Source organism: Pseudomonas sp. Pmew2 (genome assembly GCF_058129885.1).
The window spans coordinates 51,170-75,187 of record NZ_JBYJZP010000002.1; the positions used below are offsets into that span (position 1 = coordinate 51,170).

The window sequence follows — 24,018 nt, forward strand, 5'->3', positions numbered from 1 at the left end:
CTAAATCGCCAACTTAGTTTTGACCCCCCTCGGGTTCATATTTTCGAGCCGGTTCGGCCCGAGACGATTTGATTCCTGCTTTGCGCTTGTCCTTGAGTCGATAGCTTTCACCTGTCATCTGCACGATATGGGCATGATGTAACAGCCTGTCCAGCATGGCCGCTGTCAGTGTTTGATCATCCGCAAAGGTTCCGGCCCACTGGGTAAACGGCAAGTTACTCGTGAGGATCAGGCTGCCTTGCTCGTAGCGCTTGGCGACAACATTGAAGAACAGGTTGGCTTCATCACGACCAAACGGCAGGTAACCGATTTCATCGATGACCAACAACCCGGGGGCCATCACCACACGACTGAAGTATTCCTTGAGCCGTTCCTGGCGGTGCGCAGCGGTCAGTTGCAGCATCAAGTCAGCCGCAGTGACGAAGCGGGTTTTGATACCGGCCATCACTGCCCGGTAGGCCAGGGCGATGGCCAGGTGGCTCTTGCCTACACCACTAGGCCCCAGGAACACGATGTTCTCGGTACGCCCAACAAAACTCAATGCTGCCAGCTCCTGGAGCTGTGCCCGGGGGACGCCGGTGGCAAACGCGAAGTCGTATTGCTCCAGCGTTTTCACGGCGGGCAGCGCGGCAGTTTTCAGCAGGGCCTGTCGAGAGCGTTCACTTCGGGCATCGGTCTCGGCAGCCAGCAGCTTTTCGAGGAAGTCGGCAAAGCTGTCTTCGCCGCTTGCTGCTTGTTGGGCAAGGTGCGGCCAGTCCACCCCGACGCGCTCAAGCTTTAGCCCCTTGCATAGTTCTGTCAGGCGAGCATGTTGAAGGTTCATGCTCTCACCTCCAGCAGTTGCTCATAAACCGACAGCGGATGCTGCAAGCTCTCGTACGGCAGGACCCGCCCCAGGCGTAGGCCTTGGGCGGGTTGTGGGCGCAGGCTCTGTGTTGGCAGTGGTAATAGTACCTGCTGCTCTTCGGCCAGACGTACCGCTGGTTGAACACCCGTCGTGCCGTGAATCCGCTGATGAGCGACTTCGTCGAGCCATTGGCCGATATGTGCGTTGGCCGTCACCACATCCAGCGTCAGACCCGCACTCTTGAGCGTAGCGGCCAACGGGGTAATGAAACTGCCCTTCAGATACCCGTTGAAGCGCTCAACCTTGCCCTTGGTCTGGGCACGGTAAGGGCGGCAGACCTTGGGAATAAAACCAAACTCATCGGCCAGCGCAGCCAATCGGGGATGCCAACGGTGCAGGCCCTCCCCAAAAGCGTCTCGCTCGGTGATGATGGTTCCGGCGTTATCAAACAATGCCTGCTCGGGCACGCCGCCAAAGTAAGCGAACGCCTCCCGAAGCCCTGTCAGCCAGGCTTCGCTGTCCTCTCGCTCGGAGAAACGGACAAAGCTTGCTCGACTAAAACCAAGTGTCGCCACGAACGCCTTAAGCGGCTGACGGCCTCGTCGAATGGTGGTGAAGTCCACCTGCATCTGCTTGCCGGGCAGAGTTTCGAAACGTACCACCGGCTCTTCTGCCTTACGTTTGAAGGGGCGAATATAAGCCTTCAGACGACTGACGCCGCCGCTGTACCCCAATGCCGTGATCTCACGCAGCAGGACGGTCGCCGGAATCCAGTGCGGGCGCGCTGCCTCAATACGCTCATGCAGGTAGTCCTTGAAGGGGTCGATTTTGCACGGACGTGCGGGTCTCACCTTGTCACTGGGTAGCGACCGGGCCTTTCGCAGGTACTTGCGCACGGTGTTACGCGAAATACCCAGCTCACGGGCGATGAATTTGATGCCATGGCCCTGACGGGCCAATACTTTAATTTCCACAGACTGCTCCTGGGTCAACATATTGGCAGCTCAAAGCCGCCAGTTTTACCCAGGGGGTCAATTCTAGGTTGGCGTTAGGGGGTCATTTTTACAGTGGCGGTGACACATGTCCGCGTAATGCGTTTGCGGACCGCTCCAGGTAAACCGTGTTCCACAGCACTATTGCAGCAGTCACCAAGTTGAGGCCGCTGGCACGGTAGCGTTGCTGTTCGAAGCTACGGTCTCGGATTTCGCCCAGCCGGTTAAAGAAGACAGCCCTGGCCAGCGCATTGCGCGCTTCGCCCTTGTTCAGTCCTGCAATCATGCTAGCTATGTCGTCATTTGGCCGGGTCAGTTCCCCCCAAGCAAGTTCCCTAATCTATGCCATAGCCGCTGAAGCAACATTAATCTGCGCGCAGAGCTTTCACTGATGGAGAAATCCAGCTTTAGCGGCAACAGCGCGGGGAAATTCTGACCATTACGACGAGTGAAATCGCTTAGCGTACTTTAAAATCCGTTTTCTGAGGCGACCCCTGGTTGAGGTGTCGGAAACAGACGCTCTTCCACCTCATTGACTATTTGCGCAGCCATCGCCGTGAGGTGGTCCAGGTCATCGACCAACTTAGGCGAGTTTTCGACTTGCTTGTAAGCGGCGACGATGCTGGCTTTGAACGCTTCGCGGTAGCTGTCGTTTTCCATGTAAGCCGTCAGCAGGGCAGCCGCTTCCGGGGTCTTGTCATTCGTCGCAATGATCCAGATGGCGTGGTCCTCACCTCGCAAGCCCATGACCGTATCTGACGCTCTGACATCCGCTTCGGACATCGGGAAATCACGACGCCATTGCGCTTCAAGCCGGACCAGCTCGCTGGGGCTCTGCAAGTCCGGGTCGTTGACCCGTGCTGGTTTCGCGGCGTCAGGACTCACCGGCGCTGGGCTGGTGGACGCGGTCGGACTCACCGGCTCGGGCGCAGCGTCTGAAGGCGTTGGCACGTTGGCCCGCGCTTCAGACGTTGCCGTTGCTGCAACATCCGCAGCGGGTTGCGCACGCTGCGCCTGCCACTGTGCAAACGCCTGGTCGCCCTTGGGCTCGCCACGTTCTGGAATGCCCAGGGTGATCGCCACCGTCTCCACGAATGCAATGCGCTCCGGTTCTGGCACGGTGTCCAGCTGGGCGGCCAGCGCCTGGCTAACCTGCTCGGCGGTTTTGCCTTCTCCATACAGCGCTTCGATGGACACCGTAACGCCCATCCGATCCGCCTGGTCCCGCACGTCCCGTGTGGCGTCATCAACGTGCCGAGGCAAGTCGGTGGCAGGACCAATGCTCTGCCCACCGCGTTCGATGTCCAGCTCTGCACGACGAGCCGCAAGGCTTTGGTTCATGCATAGGAATTTCAAAATGCCTATGCATCAAGCTGACGCTATGAAGGAGGCGTCATGCCTTCATAGCGATGCGTAGTAAGACGCAGATGCGTTACTTATGCAGTGAAAATCCCTATCAAAAAGCGTTAATACAGGTTATTTCACCGCGAAGCCTAGGTGCGGACGCACCTTCCCCCTGTCAGGGCTTCACGTACCTCATCTGCGCGATCGCCTGAGCGTTGAGGACCAGTCCCTGCACCGTCAGCCCGCTGATTGCCGCCGTGTATACCATCCGTGCGCCACACAGCACGCAACGGAACGGATCGACGTTTAGAAAGGCTTTGGCCATCTGCGCAAAATACAGCTTTGGTACCGGTCCTGGCGTCGCCATCTTCAGTGCTTCATAGACCTTCGGCAGGTATTTCCCACACACCCGATTGGCCAGAAAACCAAAATACCGGATCATCCGGAAATGCTTTTCCGGGATGTGCTGCACCACCCGGCGCAGCATGTCGGCCTGGCTCAGCGTTTCCTGCTGATAGGTCTGCGTGCGGTGATCCAGGTAGGTAAAGCTCAACGTGGCTCCGGAGGTGTAATGCGCCAGACGACTGCCCGAGATGGGCGGTTTTTTCAGGTAGCGGCCCAGGTAATTGACGGTCTTTCGGCCGTTTTCCGTCTTCTTCGACAAGTGGATGTGCCAGTGCTGGCCGCCAGCGGTCAGTATCAGACGGCGCCAGTCGCTTTCACAGAGGATGTGGGCCAGCGGCGGCGGCATCGTCAGTTGCGAAAGCGGCTGTCCCAGCAGGTAATCGCGCACCAGCCACATCCAGCGCCGCCGCAGGGCCTCTTTGTGGAACGACAGATTTTTCCAGACGTCCTGCTCATCCAGGCCGCCCGCGGTCACCGACAGGTGGACGTGGGGATGCCAGTTGAGCCGCCGGCCATAGGTGTGCAGCGCCCCGAAAATCCCGACGCGCAAACCGCGCCGTTTGGCGGTGTAGATCAGGTTATCGGCCGCCAGCCGAAACAGCGCATCGAGCAGCCAGCGGTTGTAGAAGAACAGGGGCCACAGCGTGTCGGGCAGCGTGAACACCAGATGCTGCCAGGGGCAGTCGGGCAGACGGTTGTTTTGCACGGCGATCCACTGGTCGGTGGCCTTTTTGCCGCAGGAGGGACAGGCCCGGCAATGGCAGGTGTTGCACAGGTATTTGACGTGCGGGCAATGCTCATTGGCACAGGTGTAGTGTTTGACGCCCAGTATCGAGGTGCCGCAGGCGAGCATTTTGCTGATCGACTCCACTTCGATGTGGCGCAGACCGCCGGCTTCCAGCAAATCTGCCCAGCAGCCGTTGGCCGTGAAGAGGTTTTTGAGCGGTCGAGGTTTGTAAGCAGGCGGTGCAGAGGCCACGTCAGCAGGGCGGCTCCTCATCGTGGTGAATGACGGCGGTGATGGCGAATCCGCCTGGCCCTTCTCTCATCTAAACGCTTACGCAAGAAGCGTCGGGAAACCTGTCGTTCAGATACGTTGTCTGGCAGCAACTACAAAGATCGACATCACCGAAAGGATCGATATCGAAGGAAAAGTCGGTATCGGGCACGAAGGTAGTATGCCCGGCGCGTTGGAGACGGGTCTGCTTTGCCTTGGCTTTTGCCCGGCTCGCCCGTTTACGTTTTTTGGTCTCTGACGCCATGTGTAAGCCTGTGCTGAGGAGGGATCGACTCAATTTTGGCTATGATAACCGATTTCAAAATCCCACAATTTGCAGCCGCAGGCTGCCCAGTTCCGTCTTCCTCGTCCTCCTCCTGGTACAGATGGTCGCAATCCAGAATCTCCTCCTGGTTGCGACTGTCCCAGGTGAACGTGTGCATCACTGGGCAGTAGCAACGCACCGTCACGGCTTCGGGCCGATCCGGCTTGCCGGTGATCTGCCACATCGCTGACGGACAGGTCTTGCACGCCATCGGCAGGTTCGGCAGTGCGTCGCCCCGTAGTTTCAGAAGGACTTCGCTGGTGATCTCTCTGTCGTTGCCCGGTGTGTACGTTGTCATGGGATTCTCCATAAGTTTGATAGAACCTGGCTTCGCGTTCGGCCAGTAGCCGAACACGATCTTCAGGTGATGCTTCGGAATACTGTTTGCGAAACTTGGGGGTGGCCTTGTTGACGTATTTGATTTCCCTCGCTCGCTGCGGCCAGGCAAGCAAGCGCTCCCGAATAACACTGGCTTCAAGCGGTGGTTTCTTCAGTTCACGCCTGACAATAAAGTCATCCTGAAAGATGGTGTCTTTCAGGTTCGTGCCCTTTGCGTCACCCGGCAATTTGACCGAAATGTATTCAGTGTCCTTACCTTCATTACGGATGCGTGTTTCACCGTGCTCAGCCACTAGGGCATAAAAATCGGCGCGTGAAGTCACGCCACGTTCAATAACCTGCTTGACCAGCTCCTGCTTGAACTGGCGGTTCTTGCCGTAGAAGTCATCGCCTTTATAACGAGACAAGACACTGGCCGCATCGGTGATGTCCGCACGCACATTCTCACGCGGCGAAGACAGACCGTACTTCTGGTTAATGTGCTCCTGAAAAGCTTCAAAATACTTCTCATGATTCTTATAAACATCGACCGGATTGGCCTCGTTGCCGCTCAGCAGGTTGATACGTGGAATGATGATATGAATGTGAGGCTTGCGGTCAATCACCTCGCCGGTTTTCCTATCAGTGACCGTCTTCATTTTTGGCAAGTGCGCTTCGGCATACAGATTGAATTCTTCAGGCTTGTACGCATGCATAAAGAAGTTCTTGAAGTCGGTCGTCACTGCCTTGAGCAATTCAGGTGACACCGTGTCCTCTTTGAAGCTTAGCGTGAACGTAAGGTAGCGATCTTGGCCATGGTCCGGGATACTTTCGTAGATAGCTCTAGTAACACTGAGCTGCCCCTCAATTATCAAGCGATGGTCCAATTCATCACGTGTAAACTCTCGGCCCGACTTGTTACCTTGTTCTAAATACTCCTGCGCCCCGGTGTTATAGCCACTGACTCTAATCAGCATATTCAATACCTGCTAATAAAATCGTTTCGATGACCACCAGCGCTTCATACCATTTGTCTCTCACACTGTCGGTAATGAGGCCCCTGTCACTGGCTGATTTAGCGATATAAGCCAACTGCGAAATGTTGTTGCCGGCTTTATTGACGATGAATACTATTCTTCTCCTAAACCCGGTAAACTCTCTGAATACTGGAGTTGGATTTAAAATCAGCTCTCTAAAAAAGGTTGATGCAGAACAGCCCGCGCGTTTGATCATTTGATCAAACTGCGCCATCTCGTCTTGAGTGAGTCGAAACCGGATGATATGAACTTTTTTGCCAGATTCGTTAGGTGAGCCACGGTTGCCGTTATGGACTGGCCTCGCCGGTTTTGGCGGGTCAGTCTCGGGCAATACCGTGAGCAACAGCTGTTGAATAGCGTTCAGCTTATTAAGCCAGTGGAGATACTGCTTTTGATAAAGCGTGCCGTTGTAAGGTGCCGAGTTTGCGGAGTAGGCAACTTTGTTTAGAGCATGTCCGGACTTTTCGAATACCTGCTGCATCCGCTTCTTGTCGATTGCGGACTGCTCGAAGGTAGGCGAACGACTCATCACCAGGTCATGAAAGAAGCGGGCTGGCTTCAGGCCGGATTGCGCGATGGGCTCGGCAAACCGGGCGAACTGTTCATCCGTGAAACGGCATGACACGGGGCATGATTTGGTCACTTTTTTGGCCACAAGATCACCTCCTGGGGGCACCTGGAATGACGACAACCAACAACGACAACAACAACGCTTTCCCGCTCTGCGGGGTTCCAAAGGGGTATCCCCTTTGGCACGTCGATTGGATACGAAAAAGGCGAAGCTCTTTTTTGTAGACAATCGGTAACGTGCCTGTTTAGCGAATTCGGATTTCGAGTACGGTTCCAGAAGACAAGTGCACACTGCATTTGCACTGCACTCGCACTGCAAAATAACTGCACCTACACTGCACCTACACTGCATTGCACTGCACTTTCACTGCACTTTCACTGCTTCCCCACTGCAAACCCTGATGAAAAGGAACATTTATGGCCAAATCATCCATTGCTGACACCCTAAACAGAATGGCCAACGCACAGAGCGGTCGCAGTGTGGCCAGCCGCCTGCGTGACATTTTCCCTGACATCGAAAGAGCGCTTGAGGCAGGGGTGAGCCGCACAGCCATTCTGAAAGCGCTAGAAGATGATGGATTGGCAATCACCATGAAAACATTCGAAAGCGCTCTGTACAGAATCCGCCGTAGCACTAAGATAAGTGAGGCAAATACAGGCATCGCTGGAAGTTCAGAATCACGTAGTGCGAGTCAGAAACTAACAACATCTCAACAGCCTGAAGGTAAGCCTCACCCTTTCGCAGGGCTCGGCGGTAACGGCAGAGACAGCAATGCAGTGCACCACTCTGTACCTGACAAAGACCGAATATACGGACGAAAATAGTCAGAAAAGGGGTTAACTCACCCCTTTTTACTCATCAGCTCTAACACCTGCTTTTTAACATTACTGGGCAACCTATCAATAGCCTGACTCTGTTTTTTTGATTCTCCATACCAATAGTTGGCGCTTTCCTGACTGTCCTGCGCAAAATTGTACAACATCACCCCCCCAATAGAAGCCGTCATCACAATTAAAGCAAGGGCAACAGAAAGACAAACATTCGTAATTAACAGCTTGGTATCTCGCAAACTCGCTGACAGTTCGTTTATTTTGCCTTCCGCCTTTGCAGCCACTGATTGGAGCGCCTGAGTAGACCCCGTCAATACAGCAGAGGTATCAGCAACCACAATTTCCTTGATACGTTGATGCGCATTTTCAATTTCAAGTTTGGTTAAAGCACTCAACATGCCTTTGGTCTCGTCTCGTAAAGACCCTACAGTCCTTTCCGAATCTTCAACAGCGAGCACAATTTTCTCAATGACCGTATTCATCGCGCGTGGAACATCACGAACCACCTCTTCCAGTGAATCACTCACACTGTCGAGCATCATCTTATTGGCAAGCACTACGGAAAAGATGGGATCTTGTTCGGACAGGCGAATCCCATGCTCGGAGAATACTTCATTACGAATTTTATGATTCAGCTCTTTATCATTCATTCGAGTTTCCATCCTCACGGGAAAAAACCACATCCAATTGACGATAAACATCATTAAACACATTGAATATTCTTGACTTAGGCATCAAGCCAAAGTCAGTGGAGACTTTAACTTCACGGTAAGTCATGTGCCGCTCAGTCATCAGTCGAATATCAGTAATAAAGTCATCACCATTTCTTTGAACGATTGTGACAACCCCTTGAATGATCGGCAAGGCCTCTTGAAACCATTCATTCTGCTCCAGGGTTTTGCCATCAAAAGTAGGCTTACCCCAAAACTCGTTTACCCAAACAACAATTTTTGCATTGGATTGGGTGCTTCGCACCAGGTCAATCAAGGAAATTAGTCCGGCTGCCGTGTCGTCTTTCGATTGGCCACCGGTGACGACACAGTGTATGAATACCTGTTTACCGTATTCCTGCATTGTTTCAAGAACACAATTGGATTTTATGAACTGCGCGAACGGTAAAAACGTCGAGGCTCCGTTATCGACAACCGACACCCTGTCGCTCAGCAGAATGGACTCAAAGAGCGGATCAAAAAGGCGCTGCATCACGATCCCGTCTTCAGCAATTTTGATCAGTTGAACGTTTAACGCAGCAATTTGGTAAAAGGTGCTGTTTACTGGGTCAGTATCCCCGCACGCGGGCTCATGGCCGCGTTCAATCATGTACTGCGCGAGAATGGATGACGCGAAGGACTTACCCACGCCGCCTTTCCCTTGAAGAATCCAGTGGGTAGTATTTTCCATCGGCATAAGGTTGTTCATAGTGTTTCCTATGGTCGAGTTGAGGCGATCAATCGCCTGAATAGAATGGTTTGTGGCGTAGAGTTTCAACACCAAGGGCGCTGCCCTTGTCATCCCGCAACGGCCGCGTTGACCTCGGGAGCGCGGGGTGGTGAAGCTACCCCACACTCCCAAGGTGAGCCTTTTCTGGACGGGGGTGCGTCAAGTGTGCGCTGCGCCCGTGCTTCCGTTCGCCGCGACGATAGAGCGCGTCACGACGAGCCGGGAGCGCGGCACCTGACGTGGGCAAGATCGATGTGTGGGTGGGTCAGACCAGCATCCAGCTGAACCGGTAGGGGTCCATGAAGGGGATATCGTCATCTCCGGCTCCAAAATCCCCGGCGGGTTGCGGGGCGGGCGCTTTGGCCTGAGCCTGTTTACCTGATGCACGTGGCGGTTTTGGTGCGGCTTTGCCTTTGCCGGACGGTTTTTCCCGTGCCGCCTGCTGGGGAGCTTGCTGCCGTGGGGCTTCCTGGTGATCGCTGTCACCGCTGCCGTGACCGTTCTGCCCTTGTTGAGCGTCGCCCTGTGGACGGCCACCGAGCAGCTGCATGGTGCCTTGCATGTCCACGACGATTTCCGTGGTGTAGCGCTTGATACCGTCCTTTTCCCATTCGCGGGTTTGGAGCTTGCCCTCGATGTAGACCTGCGAACCCTTGCGCAGGTATTCACCCGCGATTTCAGCGACCTTGCCAAACAGCGACACGCGGTGCCATTCGGTCTTTTCGACCTTCTGCCCGCTCTGCTTGTCGGTCCATTGCTCGCTGGTGGCCAGGCTCAGGTTGGTCACCGCCGTGCCGTTGGGCAGGTAACGACAGTCAGGGTCTTGTCCGCAGGTGCCTACCAGGATCACTTTATTGATGCCACGCGCCATGATTGCGCTCCTTCTTCAATGAGTTCGTTAAGGGGTGTCTTCGTTGGGGTCAAACACGAATATCGTGCTCAGAAGCGCTCGGCCACGGGCTGTGGACTGCTCGGCAGGGGCCAAAATCAATGCTGTTGAGCCGTCTGCCGACAACTCGAAATCCGCAAAACAGTTGTCGCAATCCACCGGACGCCAGGTCATTTCCCACGCTCTGACGTTGACGATATCGACGGTCGCAGGGGTTTCGCAGTTGGGGCAGTGCGCCGTCATCGTGTCACCGTCTGGCCACTGAGCCGCCTTGGGCTGTTGTTCCTCTGGCATAGCTAATGCCTCCTTTAGAAAGAGGGGTCATGCGCGCGTGGGTTTGCGGCTGAACACGAATTCCAGCTTGGCTTCGTGGTTGAGCTTCAGTGCCGCGTCAAAGGACTTGCCGGTTTTCTTGCTGTGAAACCCCTTCAGTACGCCGGTCTTGCCCTTCGTCAACAGCGCCTCGATCTGGCCGGGGGACAGCATCTTGCCGCTGACTTCCGGGTAGAACTTGAAGTCGCAGGCGCGACACCCGATCACTCGCGGGGTGACGGCCAGTTCACTGCCGCACATGGGGCACTGGGCGTTCAGGCTGTCCAATACCGGCTTACCGTCGCCCTGCACGTTGCCCAGGTCGATGTTCTGCACCTGGTCTGCGATGAAGCCCTCCAGTTCGTCCAGGAACGCGTCCACGGTCAGTTCACCGGCCTCGATCATCTGTTGCTGTTCATGCCAGAGCGCAGTCATGTCCGGCGTGGTCGCGATATCAGGCAGCGCGGCAATGAACTCCAGCCCCAACGGGGTGGGGATCAGTTTTTTCTTCTCTACCGCGTAAAAACCACGCTCCTGAAGCTTGGCCAGCATCGCGGCGCGGGTCGCCGGGGTGCCGATACCGCCGTTCTCGCCTTTCTTGCCCTGGTCGCGGTCGATCAGCAGCTGCTTGATGCGCGGGTCTTGCACGTACTTGGCGACCCTCTGCAGGTCCTTGAGCAACGTGGCTTCGGTGTACAGCGGCAAGGGTTTGGTCTTTTCCTTGGCGACCGTAATGCCGTCGCATACCCCGGCGTCACCGACTTTCAGATCCGCCAGAGCATCGAATGGGCTCGCAACCTCGGCGGCGTCCGACGCGTCTTCGTCTTGCTCGTTTTCTTCAGTGACCTGCGCCGTCCACCCTGGCTGCGTCACTTTGGTGGAGCGCGCAACGAAGGTGTGTCCGTTCACGCCAAAACGCACCTCGGCACTGAGGTAGCGTTTCTCGGGCAAGAACTGCGCGACGTAGCGTTTGACGATGGCCAGGTACACGGCACGCTCATCGTCACTCAGCTGGGCAATGTCGATCTTCACTGCCGTTGGGATGATCGCGGTGTGCGCCGAGACCTTGCTGTCATCGAAAGCCCGGCTTTTGCGTTCCGAATTCACTTCGGTGAACATCACGGCCAAATCCGGCAGGGCCTGATTTAGCAGGCACAAGGTCTCCGGAGCCTCGGCAAATTGTTCGTCGGACAGGTAGCTGCAATCGGACCGGTTGTAGGTGATGGCCTTGTACTTCTCACGCAGCGCCTGGGTCAGGGCCAGGGTTTTCTCGGCATCGATGCTGTGGGTCTTGCTCATGTACACCTGAAGGTCGAGCAACGCGAACGGCAAAGGTGCCGCCGTTTGCTTCTCTTCCACACGCGCCTCGATCACGTCTGCGGGTTTCATTCGGCACGCATCCGCCACCTGGGTGGCATACGCCTCGTCGATGATGCGGTTCTTGTCATCAATTGGGGCATCAGCAGCCACCACGAGGCGGCCCTGCGCACGACTGCTGCCAACGGCCAGGCTTGCCGCAACCGTGTAGTAAAAAGCACTGGCGTGGCTCTTGTTGGCTAGGTAGCGGTTCACAATCAGTCCCAGGATCGGGGTTTGCACGCGGCCCACTGACAACACGCTTTTGACGCCCTTGGCCCTACCGGCCAGGGTGCAGGCGCGGGTCATGTTGAATCCGTACAGCTGGTCACCGATGCTGCGGGCCAGGGCCTTCTGGAACAGGCCGTAAAACTCGCTGTTGTCGCGCAGGCCTTCCAACGCTTTGCGGGCGGCGTTGGCGTTCATGTCATTGATCAGGATGCGTTTGACCGGCGCGGTGTTGCCGAAATACTCCAGGACTTCCTCGACCAGCAACTGGCCTTCGTCGTCCGGATCACCGGCGTGGACGATTTCCGAGGCGCGACCGATCAGTTGCTGGACTACTTTGAGCTGGTCGCCGGTACGGGCAATTGGCTGGTACTTGGCCGGGCGCAGCTTCAGGGGCAAATCGGCTTGAACCCAGTTTTTATAATCAGGGTTGTGCACCTCGGGCGGGGCCAGTTCGAGCAGGTGGCCCACGCACCAGGTGACGATATCGTGGCTGCCACACTCGAAATAGCCGTCCTTGCGTATGACGGTGCCCAACGCCTCGGCAATGACCTGGCCCAGGGCGGGTTTTTCTGCAATAAAAAGTCTCATCGATCATGATCTCTCTATGATGACAATGGTGTATGAATGTGCATTTAGTAAGGGAAGTGCTCCAACAGAGGAGTCGATTACAAATAACGCGCCCCACTTATGCCGAGGCTATTGATGAGAAAAGCTCGATTCGCAAACCCCCACGGCGACCTGGTTGACCCTGTCGAATTTGTTTCACGTGCTCCTGCGAACTACAGAGCGCTTCAGGTTCTTCCTTACTGCGACGCTTGCCATGAAGTCGTTCATCTATATGGCGTCAATACGCCAAACGTGGAAACCACACCACGATTTGATCACGCAAATTTATCGAAAGAAGCCAACCCGCTTGACGATTGCATCCTGGCCCAGCGCACACGCCGCTTTCGCGGCATGGAGCCCGATGGATACGATGATGCGCGAGGCGAGCAGTTGCGCAAGCAATTCATCAACGATGAAAACCTGAAAACTGCCTATTCCTTTTGTTTAGCCCTTTGTGGAAAAGGCAACCTGCCCAAGAGTCATTTTCGATCCATGATAGCGCGCGCAGACAAAAAGAGAGTGTGGTCGTATGTAGGTATCGAAGTTTGGGCTATCCCTTACATACTGTTGACCCTTGAAGACTTTAGTGCCGAAAACAAAAGTGGCATGTCGTATGGCTTCCATTTTGTCTTCGATAAACGCAAAGGGAGTAACGCCTCCGCCATTTGGGACACTGTCAACCCTTGCAAATTGCTAAAAGTCTATTCCGATAGCGGTAACCCCACTCACGACTCTCCCTTTAGTGTGTCTAAAAACGCACTGACCTTGATGGCAGGTAATACTTCATGGGTGAAGTTGCAAGGCTTACTTCCTTGAGTTGGGGATGGCCGGTAAGACGCCATTGGGATCGCGCAAATTGGAGACGCCGTAGATGTCAATGATGCGTAAGTCCGATGGGCAACTGGCGTATTCACTCCCCTCGTAACCGCTTCTCATATCATGATCGAATCGACTGATCATGGTTTCCAGGGCACCCACCGCTTCGTCAAAGCTCGGACACTCTGCATAGGCATCATCCTCAGATTGCACCGTGCACGGGTGGTACTCCAGTGCCACCCGCGTCCAATGATCAAAACGCTCAAACAGCAAAGGCACTGTTTGGGCATTCACAAACCGGTTGGTCCATGTCAAAAGAGCCACAAATACGCCGGATTTCATTGGGTGCTGAACCACATGGCCGTACCAGAAGCTATTGGCGAACACACCATCTGCGTAGATGAGCGTCAAGACTTCGGGAGCACCTGATGCACCAAGAGGGATACCAAACACCCGAGTGGCGGCCATAAGGCCACCCGTGCACTTTTCGTTCTGGCTCAGGGCGTTTTCAATACGTGAAATAAACGGTTCGATTTTCAATTGCTTTATCCTCAACAGGGTGTTAACCACCCTAATGAAATTCAGTTATTAGCGTCATTTATCAATCAAGCGCTGGCATCATAATCATTACACTTTGATACTATTTTCTTGGACAAAGTCCGTTTCCTGAACGACATCAGAAAGCGGGAGCGTTTGAGAAAATTTGTTCACAACGCTCTGAACTGACAAAACATCACGAAGGGGATGGCTTAGGATTTCTTTTATTTCCAACAGGCTGGCAGGGTTCTTTTCCAGGTCTTCCCTGATAGCAGAGTCCATCCCCTCGAAATACGCTAATACCTTGCCCTCATAAAGAGCTCGGTGAGCAAGTACGTTGACCGTTTCACAAAATCCTTCTTCCGTGGTCGGCCACTGAATACCGGAACACCACGCCAGCATTTCCATTGCCTCGTTGTATTTCAATACACCTTGAAGAATCAGATTCTTTCTTACATCTTCACTTAGCTGGTTTTTCTTAAAAATCATGATAATCACCTCTCTCATAGAGTGCAGAATCAACCCCGGACCTTGCCGAACTTGTCGTTGATTTTTTTGGTGTATCCCTGATCAGCACCGGGACAGCTGTTGAGGTAGTCCTGGCGCGCCGTAGCGGTCTGGCTCCATCTGATGTTTCCGTGCTTCTTGACCAGGATGCTGAAGTAGTCCTGTTCGGCGCTGCGGCATTCACTGCCACCGCTGTTGCCGGTGAATTTGCCGTAGAGGCACAGCACGGACTTGCACGGGTCACCGGCGAAGGCCGAGCCGCTGCCCAGCAGGCACACCGCAAACAGTGCGCAGACCCGCGTTTTGCCGCGACCGGGCACGGCGTTGCCAGCGACATGACCCTGGCGGTCAGCCGTTTTGCTGAAGGTATTCATGTTTTGCTCCTGCTGACGCCGGATGGCGCCGGTGGGGGTGTTACATCGTTTCGGGGGTATCGTCAGTCTGCGCAGGCTCGGGATCTGGCTCGGGGGGCTGAGCCTTGACCGCTTCGGCCTGAGCCACTTCGGACGCTTTGTCTTTGGGGTTCCAGCGCTGCCGCTGTTCGGCCTGCATGGGCTTGGTGTCGGCCACGGCCACCTTGGCTTCGACGGTGCGCACCGGCACGGTGAGCGCGTCGATTTTGGTTGCGTCTCCAACCGGCAAGGGCGGAGGGGTCATCTTCTGTCGCGCTTTGAACACGTCCTCTTCGAAGTAAATGATCTTGCGCGCCAGAATTTTCATGGGCTCTGTTTGCCGGTTGCCCTGGACAAAAATCAATTGCTTGTCGAAAGGCAACTCGTTCACCTCCTGGGGCAGCAACAAGGGCCGGGGCTGCTCGCTGTAACTGTCTGTTTGACCTCGAGCACCCACCTCGTGCTTCTGTCTGTTCAACGACTGGTTATGGACGCGCACCGTGGTGTTGCCCAGGCGCGTGCTGTACTCCTTGGCCAGCTCGACATTGCCGGTGCCGTAGACGATTTCGATGTGAAAGGCCTGCATGATGCCGTTGCCAGCCTCCCGGCCATACGTGCGCTCGCTGCGCAGCTGGTCCTTGCCCTGAAAAATGATGATGTAGCGAAGGCCTGCACCGCGTGTCAGCGCCGGGGCCATTTCCATGATCTCGATACGGCCCATGACCGCGATTTCGTCGATCACGAACAACACCTGATACTTGAGTATCAACGTGCCGTCTGCGCAATGACCACCCTGCTCGGGCATCACATCGGTGTTCTGCTGAATGGCCTGAGTGAAGAACAGGTTCATCAGCGGGCCGTATTTCTTGATGGCGTTACCGGTCACGCAAAAGTAGATGCTGATCTTCTCCTTGCGCAGCTTGGTGAAGTCAATGTCGGTGTCTGAGACTGCCCAGGCCACCGTTTTCTCGGCATACATGGACAAGGCACCGCGCAGGATATCGACGGTGGTGGACCATCCGCTGCTCTTGTTCTTCGAGGCCTCGAACACGCCATTGAGCTCTCGAAGGGTTTCCACTGACAGCGCGTTGGGGCCAGTGCTGTGTTGCTCGATGGCTTGCTGCGCCCATACACCGAGCCCGGTGCCCAGTGACGCCACCTCATAGGCCTGGGGCAAGGTCAGCTTCATACCATTGAGCTTCATGCCCTCCATTTCCATCAGGTACAGCAAGATGGCCGCAAACACGTTGGCAGCCTTGTTGTACCACTCCTGGTTCTTGGGGTTGTCCGACACGAACAGCACACCCGCCAGCGTGCGTATCTGCCCCAAGCGGTACAGCGGGTCGCGGCTGAGTGCGCTTAGCGGGTTCCAGCGGTGCGTCTCCAGAAGCTCCGGCGAAAAGCGGTAGACCTTGTGTCCGGCTGCGGCCCGAAAACCTGCCGTGTCCCTCCAGTTTTCGAATTTGGGGTCGTTCACCACCACCGAATCGGGGTAGCTCAATAGATTGGGGGTAACGACCCCCACCGTTTTGCCGGTGCCAGGGGGCGCGGCCAGCATGACGAACGTCTGGCCATAGCTGGCTAAGAAGGTGTCCTTGGTGGGGTGTTTGCCAATGAGGATCGCGGGGTGCTCCTCGATCCGTTCTTGGGGATTGTCCGGGCTGATGGGTTTGGATTTAGCTTTGGCCATCAGCGGCCCCCTGCTTGACGCTGAAGCGTCTGTTCGTTGTTGCTTTGCGCCTGAAGTGCGGCCTGCTGGTGTTGCAGGGCGATGGACACCTGCTGGTTGGCCTGAATCTGCTTGAGCGAGGCGCTGATGACTTCGAGCTGGTTCGACTGTCGATCAAGCTGTGACTGAGTCGCGCAGCCAGTCAGGGACAGCATGAATACTGCGGACAGGGTCAGTGCGGTACGTACATTCATCGTCATATTTCCTTTGAGTAGGCACAGCCAAACGCCAGGCGGCTGGTAGCTGACTGTGTGGCGTTGCATGGGGATGGTCTGAAAATGCGGATGTATCAGGGGGGGATACGCGCGTAATGGCTACTTGTAACGGGTCGTAATCAGCGCGCTTTTTGGCTCAGATTATCTAAGACTGAAGAATCCCTCGGGCTCGTATTAAGGAGCCGCTGATATATTCTGAACCCCAGCTGTTGCCCCCGGATAAATCAAGGTATCCAGAGCGTTGCCGGGACGAAAAATCGAATGGATCAGCGGCTCCTTAGCGCTTAGCCAAATTGCAAAATCATTGGATCAAATACGGACCCAATCAAGATCTACATCAGCCTCAATGCCATCGATGCGACCTTTGTTACTGTGCTGCCAAATCGACCAGCTTTTACCTGCTACTGTCCATGTAGATGGAACTTTAGGTTCGCTAACATCCCAATTAGCGATCCACAGAGGGTATTCACTAAAGGCATATTTATCTCCTGAAATATTATTCACCCAGAAATTGTTATTGCAATATATGAATGGTTTTTTCCCCTGCAGAATTTTTTCGCTTTCCAATAAGGTCAGCAGTTTATGAAGGTTATCAGCCATTTCGTCCGGGGTAGCTTTTTCGTTGCCCGCTAGTTCCACATCAATAGCAAAAAACTCAGTAGATGCATCGAAGTCGGCAGCGGTAAGTGTACTAACGATGTTATCTCGCTGTGCTTCCGGCGTGCTACTAAGCGCTCGAAAGTAATGATATGCCCCCGTTTTTATTCCGACAGCTCTAGCGTCAGTACGATATGTGGTATATTTTGCATCCTGTACAGTAGCGCCTTCTGTCGCTTTGATAAAGGCGTACTCAATGCCAGCCTCAGTAACTTTTTTAAAATCGACATCACCTTGGAAATGCGACAGGTCAATACCTTTGCTATTTGTACTCACGAATCTCTCCTGTTTTTCGTATTGGGAAATTTTATAACTAGTATCAGCAGTTCTTTAAAAACACTGCCAACGTTATGAGTGGCCCCTTTCTACTCTTGGTTCCACTCATCTACTGCGCATCGGGATTTTCGGCACGACAAGGGTTGCCCAAGCATCCTTCTGATATTTCCATTGAGAATCTCCTGCAAGGTGGCTTCCGGGCATAGCCGACTGCATGGCGGTGCATGGAAAAGCTTTGAAAATGCGGGACTATCAGCGGGCGACGCGGGTGCAATGCCTACTTACTGGTGTTCTTGTACTCGCCTTGGTACTCGAACTGGCGCAGTTCGCGGTCGTTGGCAAAGCGGGCATCACCGTGCAGCGAGGTCTTGGGCTTCAAGCGCACGAAAACGGCCATCAGCGTGATGCCGACCGGCAGGAACGTGAGGGCCGCCGTCACACACCACGACCAGGGCACGTACAGCATCCGCCGGTCGTTCCAGGGCAGCTTCCTGGCCTCCCACAGCGTGTCCCAGGACAAGCCCGCGGAGTGCCCTTGGGTCAGTTGCAGAAACATCGCACCCCCTGCATAAAGACCTGCCACGAAGAACACCAGCATCAATGCGATGACCAGTAATGTCAGTCTCCACCACATAAACGTCTCCTATCACCCTGCCGGGCGAGCGTGTGCTCGGCCTTCTGAACATGAGCACGTGCCGCCTCGAATGCTGCTAACGTCCTCGGATAAGGCTGGATTGCTTCGATCATCGTGAACACTTGCCCCAATGCATCACGGTTGTGCCGCTCGCGTTCTACAAGGGCTTTCTCCAGGCCGTGTGCAGGATTGCGCGTAATGCTGTTGTGCAGCGTGACGTAATCCATCTGGATGGCTTCAGCCACTGCGTAGAACTGTGAGTAATTGAGCAGCAGAACGTATGGCTGCGTGGGTGGCTTGGGCCTTTCTGCTACGCGCTTACCGCTACCGCGTGTTGCAAACTTCCGAGTAAAAATCCGTTTCAACCACATGACCCACTCCTATTTAGCGTCGTTGACGCTGACCATTGAGCAGGGCCAGCTTGTGTTCGGGTTCGTAATGCACTTCCAGGATGTCCGTCTTTTCCATGTACACCACCACATCGAACGAGGTGCGGACCAGGCGTTCGATGTAAGCGTAGTCCAGGCCCTTGCCGACCTCCGATTGCTTCACCAGACCGCATACACGGGCATAGCCTGCTTCACTGTCGTTGGCGTGCGCGGTAGTCACGGTGCCCTTGGTGCCGGTGTTCAGAATCTCGATGAAGTGCCACACCTCATCCCCGGTCAGCTCGGCCAGGAACAGGTGGTCAGGCTTCATCCGTAGCGCGCTGGCCACCAGGGCTTTGGGCGTCACCACATCGCTATAAAGCAGATGCACATGGTTGGGATGAAAGGGCAGGGAGTCTTCCAGTGATTCCTGGATCGTGACCATGCGCCGGTGAGCCGGAAAGAGGTCGATCAGCGTCTTGCCGTAGGTGGTCTTACCCGACCCGGGCCCGCCGAACACGATGATGTTCTGGAGATGGGCGACGGCCATTTCCATGAACGGGTCAAAGTCCCCGGCAGCGTGAGCGTCCTTCATGTCGCACTGCCAGGGCTTGAGGGTCAACACCGGTGAAGCGATGGCCTGGGCCCGGTCATAGCGGCCACTGTTGACGTAATCCTTATGAGTGAAGCGCAGCAAGGAGGGTTTGCGAAACGTCATCGACAGGGTGCCTTCCTCGCACGCCGGTGCCATGACGATCTGACCCCGCTCCCCGCCCGGCAATTTAACGGTGTGAATCGGTGAATGAGGAGCCAGCACGCGGGATCTCAGCGCACAGAGCGCATTGGCCAGACGCCAACACAGGCTGTAGGTGAGCCAGGGCGCGTCCTCGCGCACCCAGCCGTCTGGACCGTCTACCCAGATTTCAAAGGGCCGGTTAATGGCCACATCCTGGGTGCCGGGGCGATTCAGGCGCTCGGTGACGCCTGCCTGGGCGAGAAAGTCCAGGACCAGCGTGTCTTCGGTCAGCCCTTGTTCCTCTGGGTCTTGCGAGTGATCTGGTTCTTGCGTCATGAATACTCCTTAGCGGTTCTCGAAAACCGATGAAAAGTCGATGTCGCGGGCCACGATGACGGTGATCACGGTGCCCGGCAGCAGGTGCGCGGTGTCCGGAATGTTGATGGTGCTGTCCAGCGCCTTGTTGGCCATGCTCTCCACGTTCTGCTCACTGCTGTTCACCGTGTAGCCTCCGGACCCCGAGCTTTTCTGCGTGGTGTTGGACGCGGCCTGGAGCGCGTCCTGGATGAACGACAACATCACTGCACCGCCAAAGCGCTGCATGTAGTGACGATTGATCCAGGCTTCGGTCCCGCTGGCCCCCATAGGGCCTGCACCGAGGCTGTCCAGCTTGGCCCGCACGCCCGATTGGGTTTCAAGTTCCGTCCAGGTGGTGAACACGCTGGTTTCGCCTGGCCCAACCTCAACCGTCTGTTCACCGGTGAGCTTGTCACCCGCCGCTGCAATCACCGTTGAGCCATCGGCGGAATACAGCGGATCGGTCAGACGACAATCCACCAACCCTGGGTGAGTGCTGATGATTTCGGTGTACAGCGCGCAGCGCGTGTAGGTGTTGTGGCTGACCAGGTACTTGCGGTTCGGTGCCAGGTACGCCTTGGCCGGGGCAAAGGTGGTGCCGCCCAGGTCACTCAGACTGCTGCGTTTTCTGGAGGGCGATTCACCACCCAAACCGCTGCTCGATCCGCCTTGCACGTCAGCCAGCAATGAAGGCGGCAGTGAGGGCTGATCGTTGGTCGGCTGTTGCGGCTGAGTATCCGCAGCGCCGGTGCCCATCGCATCTTCCGAAGTGACGAACATTGCAGCCCCGAGTTTGCGTTGCCGGGGGGTCTCCACGACCGGTGTGTTCTGGCCGGGCGGTGGCGGCACACTGGCGGCATGTCCCTGATCGGTCGATCCGCGATTGGCGTCCCTTTTATCCTTTTCCTCCTTCGCCAATCGGTCCCTTTCAGCTCGGGCTCGTCGTTCCTCTTCGGCCTTGTCAGCCGCCAGCTTGGCTTCCCGAGCCTTCTTCATGCTGTCGTCGCTGCCCAGATTCACATCCAGGGTCGCATCCTTCTTGACGTGGGTTTCATCGACCTCGGAGCCGGTGGTTTTCATCCGGGAAATGGTGGCGTAGCAAAGCGCGGCAATAGCCAGCAGCCCCACCAACCCCAGCGCGGCCAGGCTCAGGTAAAGCGTCTTCCTGTTTTGGGTATCGTCTGTGCGCTTGGCCCGCACGTCAAAGGCCCCACGGGCCTGGGTGCTGGCGGGCTCCGAGGCCGGGGCGTGTTCCGGTGCCGCTCCTTGCTCCGTAATCGCTGCTGGTTCGGGCGGCCCGATGCTGTCCGGCCCTGGGGTGTTCGCCGGGGCCTGGTCGTTGTCATTGTCATTGTCATTGTTCTGCATGCTTGAGCTCCCGAATCTCGCCGGTGGTGGTCCCGTTGAAGTTGTAACCCGTGTTTACCTGGGCGGTAGGCCGGGCCTCTACAACCAGGCTGTTCAAGCGGAACCGAAACAACCGGCTGACCCCATGCACCACGACCACGTTCTGTTCGTTGTGCGCGTCGGCCACGGTTTCGGTGCCATCGGGCAGTACCTGGTACAGCACCGGGCGCGGCCCGTTGCCGGTGAAGCGGAAGCAGGTCAGCATGCCGTTGTCCCAGCCCTCATAGGGCGCTATGGACCTGCTCTCTGAACTGGAGCGCTTTTGATAGGGACCGTTTTGCACCGGGCCGTCACAGGGGTTGCCGGGGTCACGGCGTACATCGCCGGTCTTTTTCGGCGGCTCGGGGTAGGTGAAGCGCAGCGCGTAGGTCATGTCCGCAGCCCGAGTCACCAGTTTCAGTTCCAGCAGGTAGGTGTGCCGGTTGGTGTTGATCACCAGATTAGTGTTGGGCTCCTGGTCGGTAATGGGCTTGATGGCCACCAGGTTACCGGCCTTGTTCGGGCCGATGGACCAGGCCTTGGGATCACCTGACACCATCAGGCCTGACGCCTCGTTGATGGTCTCGTTGGCCGGAAGCTGTACCAGCGAGGTACGACCCACCGAGGCCTGGATGCGGTACACGTTGTCCGGGCTGTAAACAGCGGTCTGCACGCGCCGGTCGAGTGATGAGCCGGTGCCCATGCTCTCGGCAAGAGCCGGGACGACACACGTTAAGGCCAACAGCGCCGTCAGGCCTGAAGCGGCTTTATTTCCCATTGGACACCCCCACTTCCTGGGTCATCGTGTAGGCCTTGACCCCAAAACCTCGGGGGTTTAGCCACTGATCACCGGCTTTTTTGGCAGGGTTCTTGTAGTCGTAGGTCACCGTGGCCACCCAGGTCACGGGGGCCAACTGAGGATCAGGCGTGCCGTTGCGATCCAGCACGGTTTTGGTGATCCGCACCTGGGCGGTGCCTTCCCGGTCTTTGCGTTCCAGGAAGTTGATATTGTTGATATCCGTGCGGATTTGACGGTTAGTTCCCAGCACTTCCAGATAGCCCTTGGAGGACAATTGGAAGTTGCGGTACTCGGTAAACGTCTCGCCGTAGGACATCAGCTCCACCATGCCGAACTCTGCGTCGTGGCTTGAGAAGTTGTAGCTCTCGCGAAACTGTACATAAGTCGAGAGCCAGAACTCGTCATCGATCTGCTCCGGTGGCTTGCCCTTGTCGTCGGCCCACACCACGTCCGTGTAGCCGGAGTTGTTGTCTACCCGAACCAGGCCAAGTTGCACGGTCTTGGGGTTGTACGCCCAAACCCCAGATTTTTTTGCGGATGCTGAAGAACGGAGCCACCCGCTAATCGCTTGATGGGGGAAAGCCTCAACCGCGTAACTTACAGGCCGATCGGATTGGTGGTTTCAGGGCCAGATTTAACTGCGATTTTTTGTGCATATTTGATTGCACTGCTGATTGTGCTTCGGCTACAGCCAATCGTTCGTTGCACCTGCGACCACGAACTACCACTGGCCAGTAGTCTGTTAATAGCCCCATATCGATTTTGATCGACTTGCCGTCCTCGATACTTCCCGTTCGCCTTGGCCTTGGCGATACCTTGCGTTTGCCTCTCTCGGCGCTGTTCATAATCACGGCGTGCAATTGCAGCGAGCATGTCTAGCAGCATGTCGTTGATAGCTCCGAACATGCGCGCATCGAATTCATTTTGCCCAGGTGCAAGATGCTGCCAAGTGGTCGGGACGTTCACGGCAACCACACGAACCTGTCGTTCCCGAATCAATTTTTTGAGTTTTTCCCATTCGGCACCGGTTAGCCGCGATAGGCGATCAACGTCTTCCACCAACAGCACGTCGCTGGGTCGGCTGTCGGCTAAAAGTCGAAACAGTGCTGGGCGGTCAAGTCGTGCCCCTGATTCGTTTTCTGCGTAATGGTTGCAAATAACCACTCCACGCTCACGAGCGAAGCTATCTAATGCGCCTCGTGCTCGTTGCGCGTCCTGCTCGCTGGTTGAAGCGCGCAGGTATGCACGGACAAAGTAGGTCATCGGTACCAATAGGGTCATTTTGGCGAACTGGTCCTATTTGGTTTGTTTGGCAAGTAATACAGTACCACATATTGTCGGTTCGCTAAGAGGATACCCAATTCGAACCAACCTCATGACCTACGATAGGTACTATTGATATCTATCGCCATTTGATACATACTGCTGATAGCTATCACGAAAGGAGTTCCTCCATGACAACCACCGCCAAGTTATTCGTCACCGGGCGAAGCCAAGCAGTACGGCTTCCAAAAGAGTTTCGGTTCCAGGGGTCAGAAGTCTTCATACGTCGAGATATCCACACCGGCGACATTGTATTGTCGCCTAAGCCTGCATCTTGGTCAGAGTTCTTCGCACTTGCTGATCGCACCAAAATTCCGGCAAGTTTCATGGCTGATCATGAAGATGGCCCAGCCGAAGAGAGGGATCTGTTTTGAACCGCTACATGCTCGATACGAACACAGCGAGTTATGTGATCAAAGGTCATCCACCCGAAGTTCGCGAGCGTCTAGCGACGTTGTCGATGGACAGCATCGTTATCTCGGCCGTCACACAAGCGGAACTGCTCTATGGCTTGGCCCGTAAGGGCCACCCAGCAGCCCTTGCGAACCTAATTCGAGAATTCTTGCTTCGTGTCCAGATACTGCCGTGGGATGGACATGCTGCCACCGTTTATGGTGATTTGCGGGCGTCCTGCACAGCAGCTGGCATCACCTTGGGGGCACTCGACATGATGATTGCTGCGCATGCCGTAGCAGCCAACGCGACGCTCATCACCCATGACAAGGCGTTCACTCTTGTTCCTGATGGCCTACTTGCTGTCGAAGACTGGATAGAAGGACGCTGAGG

At 55.7% G+C, this 24,018-nt stretch carries 27 protein-coding genes and 3 pseudogenes; 5 read left to right on the forward strand and 25 right to left on the reverse strand.

What is annotated here, in order from left to right; genetic code table 11:
* Positions 1-13: 13 nt before the first annotated feature.
* The 6 genes and pseudogenes from istB to AC4ANK_RS28870 all read right to left on the reverse strand — a co-directional run.
* Positions 14-823, reverse strand: coding sequence for an IS21-like element ISPsy4 family helper ATPase IstB (istB, locus tag AC4ANK_RS28845; RefSeq protein ID WP_460383172.1), 810 nt, complete (start codon positions 821-823; stop codon positions 14-16).
* Positions 820-1,842: an IS21-like element ISPsy4 family transposase gene (gene istA / locus AC4ANK_RS28850; protein ID WP_460383174.1), complete on the reverse strand. Its 1,023-nt coding sequence runs from the start codon at positions 1,840-1,842 to the stop codon at positions 820-822. Before istA ends, istB begins: the two co-directional genes overlap by 4 nt.
* A gap of 85 nt (positions 1,843-1,927) precedes the next feature.
* Positions 1,928-2,119: pseudogene (locus AC4ANK_RS28855) on the reverse strand (Tn3 family transposase); the annotation flags it as partial.
* Positions 2,120-2,307: 188 nt separating this feature from the next.
* The gene (locus tag AC4ANK_RS28860) at positions 2,308-3,180 is read right to left on the reverse strand and encodes a hypothetical protein (protein WP_460385266.1); all 873 of its coding nucleotides are present in this window, start codon (positions 3,178-3,180) and stop codon (positions 2,308-2,310) included.
* A gap of 178 nt (positions 3,181-3,358) precedes the next feature.
* Positions 3,359-4,588 (reverse strand): IS91 family transposase, encoded by a 1,230-nt coding sequence (locus AC4ANK_RS28865; RefSeq protein WP_460385267.1) that lies wholly within the window; start codon positions 4,586-4,588, stop codon positions 3,359-3,361.
* A 347-nt stretch (positions 4,589-4,935) separates the two neighbouring features.
* A pseudogene (locus tag AC4ANK_RS28870) lies at positions 4,936-5,208 on the reverse strand (hypothetical protein); the annotation flags it as partial.
* Positions 5,209-5,758: 550 nt separating this feature from the next.
* Here AC4ANK_RS28870 and AC4ANK_RS28875 point away from each other — a divergent pair.
* Positions 5,759-5,992, forward strand: coding sequence for a hypothetical protein (locus AC4ANK_RS28875; protein WP_460385268.1), 234 nt, complete (start codon positions 5,759-5,761; stop codon positions 5,990-5,992).
* 202 nt (positions 5,993-6,194) lie between these two features.
* Here the strand turns inward: AC4ANK_RS28875 and AC4ANK_RS28880 are convergent, their stop codons facing one another.
* The gene (locus AC4ANK_RS28880) at positions 6,195-6,920 is read right to left on the reverse strand and encodes a plasmid mobilization protein (RefSeq protein WP_460385269.1); all 726 of its coding nucleotides are present in this window, start codon (positions 6,918-6,920) and stop codon (positions 6,195-6,197) included.
* A 332-nt stretch (positions 6,921-7,252) separates the two neighbouring features.
* Here AC4ANK_RS28880 and AC4ANK_RS28885 point away from each other — a divergent pair, with 332 nt between their 5' ends.
* On the forward strand, positions 7,253-7,660 hold the full coding sequence (locus AC4ANK_RS28885) for a hypothetical protein (protein WP_460385270.1): 408 nt from the start codon (positions 7,253-7,255) through the stop codon (positions 7,658-7,660).
* Between the two features lie 17 nt (positions 7,661-7,677).
* Here the strand turns inward: AC4ANK_RS28885 and AC4ANK_RS28890 are convergent, their stop codons facing one another.
* The 5 genes from AC4ANK_RS28890 to AC4ANK_RS28910 all read right to left on the reverse strand — a co-directional run bounded on the left by AC4ANK_RS28890 (position 7,678) and on the right by AC4ANK_RS28910 (position 12,482).
* Complete coding sequence (locus AC4ANK_RS28890) at positions 7,678-8,316, reverse strand: hypothetical protein (RefSeq protein WP_031598841.1); 639 nt, start codon at positions 8,314-8,316, stop codon at positions 7,678-7,680.
* A complete protein-coding gene (locus AC4ANK_RS28895) occupies positions 8,309-9,178 on the reverse strand; it encodes a nucleotide-binding protein (RefSeq protein WP_004662055.1) in 870 nt (289 codons plus the stop codon). The genes AC4ANK_RS28890 and AC4ANK_RS28895 overlap by 8 nt, the downstream gene beginning before the upstream one ends.
* Before the next feature lie 193 nt (positions 9,179-9,371).
* Complete coding sequence (locus tag AC4ANK_RS28900; RefSeq protein ID WP_460385239.1) at positions 9,372-9,977, reverse strand: single-stranded DNA-binding protein; 606 nt, start codon at positions 9,975-9,977, stop codon at positions 9,372-9,374.
* A gap of 27 nt (positions 9,978-10,004) precedes the next feature.
* Positions 10,005-10,289 carry a hypothetical protein gene (locus AC4ANK_RS28905; protein WP_460385240.1) on the reverse strand — a complete coding sequence of 95 codons (285 nt, stop codon included), beginning with the start codon at positions 10,287-10,289 and terminating at the stop codon, positions 10,005-10,007.
* A 27-nt stretch (positions 10,290-10,316) separates the two neighbouring features.
* Positions 10,317-12,482 carry a type IA DNA topoisomerase gene (locus AC4ANK_RS28910; protein WP_460385241.1) on the reverse strand — a complete coding sequence of 722 codons (2,166 nt, stop codon included), beginning with the start codon at positions 12,480-12,482 and terminating at the stop codon, positions 10,317-10,319.
* A gap of 270 nt (positions 12,483-12,752) precedes the next feature.
* Here AC4ANK_RS28910 and AC4ANK_RS28915 point away from each other — a divergent pair, with 270 nt between their 5' ends.
* A complete protein-coding gene (locus AC4ANK_RS28915) occupies positions 12,753-13,316 on the forward strand; it encodes a hypothetical protein (RefSeq protein ID WP_460414699.1) in 564 nt (187 codons plus the stop codon).
* Here AC4ANK_RS28915 and AC4ANK_RS28920 read toward each other — a convergent pair.
* From AC4ANK_RS28920 to AC4ANK_RS28980, 13 genes and pseudogenes are all read right to left on the reverse strand, one after another.
* Positions 13,305-13,856 carry a hypothetical protein gene (locus tag AC4ANK_RS28920; RefSeq protein ID WP_095205442.1) on the reverse strand — a complete coding sequence of 184 codons (552 nt, stop codon included), beginning with the start codon at positions 13,854-13,856 and terminating at the stop codon, positions 13,305-13,307. The genes AC4ANK_RS28915 and AC4ANK_RS28920 overlap by 12 nt on opposite strands.
* Positions 13,857-13,943: 87 nt before the next feature.
* The gene (locus tag AC4ANK_RS28925; RefSeq protein ID WP_460385242.1) at positions 13,944-14,342 is read right to left on the reverse strand and encodes a hypothetical protein; all 399 of its coding nucleotides are present in this window, start codon (positions 14,340-14,342) and stop codon (positions 13,944-13,946) included.
* Between the two features lie 29 nt (positions 14,343-14,371).
* Positions 14,372-14,734: a TrbM/KikA/MpfK family conjugal transfer protein gene (locus AC4ANK_RS28930; RefSeq protein WP_044310704.1), complete on the reverse strand. Its 363-nt coding sequence runs from the start codon at positions 14,732-14,734 to the stop codon at positions 14,372-14,374.
* A 40-nt stretch (positions 14,735-14,774) separates the two neighbouring features.
* Positions 14,775-16,442 (reverse strand): type IV secretory system conjugative DNA transfer family protein, encoded by a 1,668-nt coding sequence (locus AC4ANK_RS28935; RefSeq protein WP_460385243.1) that lies wholly within the window; start codon positions 16,440-16,442, stop codon positions 14,775-14,777.
* Positions 16,442-16,675 carry a hypothetical protein gene (locus AC4ANK_RS28940; protein ID WP_057446972.1) on the reverse strand — a complete coding sequence of 78 codons (234 nt, stop codon included), beginning with the start codon at positions 16,673-16,675 and terminating at the stop codon, positions 16,442-16,444. Before AC4ANK_RS28940 ends, AC4ANK_RS28935 begins: the two co-directional genes overlap by 1 nt.
* Positions 16,676-17,005: 330 nt before the next feature.
* Positions 17,006-17,629, reverse strand: a complete 624-nt coding sequence (locus AC4ANK_RS28945) for a glycoside hydrolase family 25 protein (RefSeq protein ID WP_044424024.1) — start codon at positions 17,627-17,629, stop codon at positions 17,006-17,008.
* Positions 17,630-17,906: 277 nt separating this feature from the next.
* Complete coding sequence (locus AC4ANK_RS28950) at positions 17,907-18,263, reverse strand: hypothetical protein (RefSeq protein WP_460385244.1); 357 nt, start codon at positions 18,261-18,263, stop codon at positions 17,907-17,909.
* Positions 18,248-18,634: a hypothetical protein gene (locus tag AC4ANK_RS28955; protein ID WP_460414700.1), complete on the reverse strand. Its 387-nt coding sequence runs from the start codon at positions 18,632-18,634 to the stop codon at positions 18,248-18,250. Before AC4ANK_RS28955 ends, AC4ANK_RS28950 begins: the two co-directional genes overlap by 16 nt.
* A 13-nt stretch (positions 18,635-18,647) precedes the next feature.
* A complete protein-coding gene (gene virB11 / locus AC4ANK_RS28960) occupies positions 18,648-19,703 on the reverse strand; it encodes a P-type DNA transfer ATPase VirB11 (RefSeq protein ID WP_460385246.1) in 1,056 nt (351 codons plus the stop codon).
* A 9-nt stretch (positions 19,704-19,712) separates the two neighbouring features.
* On the reverse strand, positions 19,713-21,092 hold the full coding sequence (locus AC4ANK_RS28965; protein WP_460385247.1) for a TrbI/VirB10 family protein: 1,380 nt from the start codon (positions 21,090-21,092) through the stop codon (positions 19,713-19,715).
* Positions 21,079-21,888: a P-type conjugative transfer protein VirB9 gene (locus AC4ANK_RS28970; RefSeq protein ID WP_460385248.1), complete on the reverse strand. Its 810-nt coding sequence runs from the start codon at positions 21,886-21,888 to the stop codon at positions 21,079-21,081. Before AC4ANK_RS28970 ends, AC4ANK_RS28965 begins: the two co-directional genes overlap by 14 nt.
* The gene (locus AC4ANK_RS28975; protein ID WP_489980880.1) at positions 21,878-22,474 is read right to left on the reverse strand and encodes a VirB8 family type IV secretion system protein; all 597 of its coding nucleotides are present in this window, start codon (positions 22,472-22,474) and stop codon (positions 21,878-21,880) included. The genes AC4ANK_RS28970 and AC4ANK_RS28975 overlap by 11 nt, the downstream gene beginning before the upstream one ends.
* 83 nt (positions 22,475-22,557) lie before the next feature.
* A pseudogene (locus tag AC4ANK_RS28980) lies at positions 22,558-23,172 on the reverse strand (recombinase family protein); the annotation flags it as partial.
* 191 nt (positions 23,173-23,363) lie between these two features.
* Here AC4ANK_RS28980 and AC4ANK_RS28985 point away from each other — a divergent pair.
* Positions 23,364-23,606, forward strand: coding sequence for an antitoxin (locus tag AC4ANK_RS28985; RefSeq protein ID WP_460385249.1), 243 nt, complete (start codon positions 23,364-23,366; stop codon positions 23,604-23,606).
* A gap of 8 nt (positions 23,607-23,614) precedes the next feature.
* Positions 23,615-24,016 carry a type II toxin-antitoxin system VapC family toxin gene (locus AC4ANK_RS28990; RefSeq protein WP_460414701.1) on the forward strand — a complete coding sequence of 134 codons (402 nt, stop codon included), beginning with the start codon at positions 23,615-23,617 and terminating at the stop codon, positions 24,014-24,016.
* The last annotated feature ends 2 nt before the right edge of the window (positions 24,017-24,018 follow it).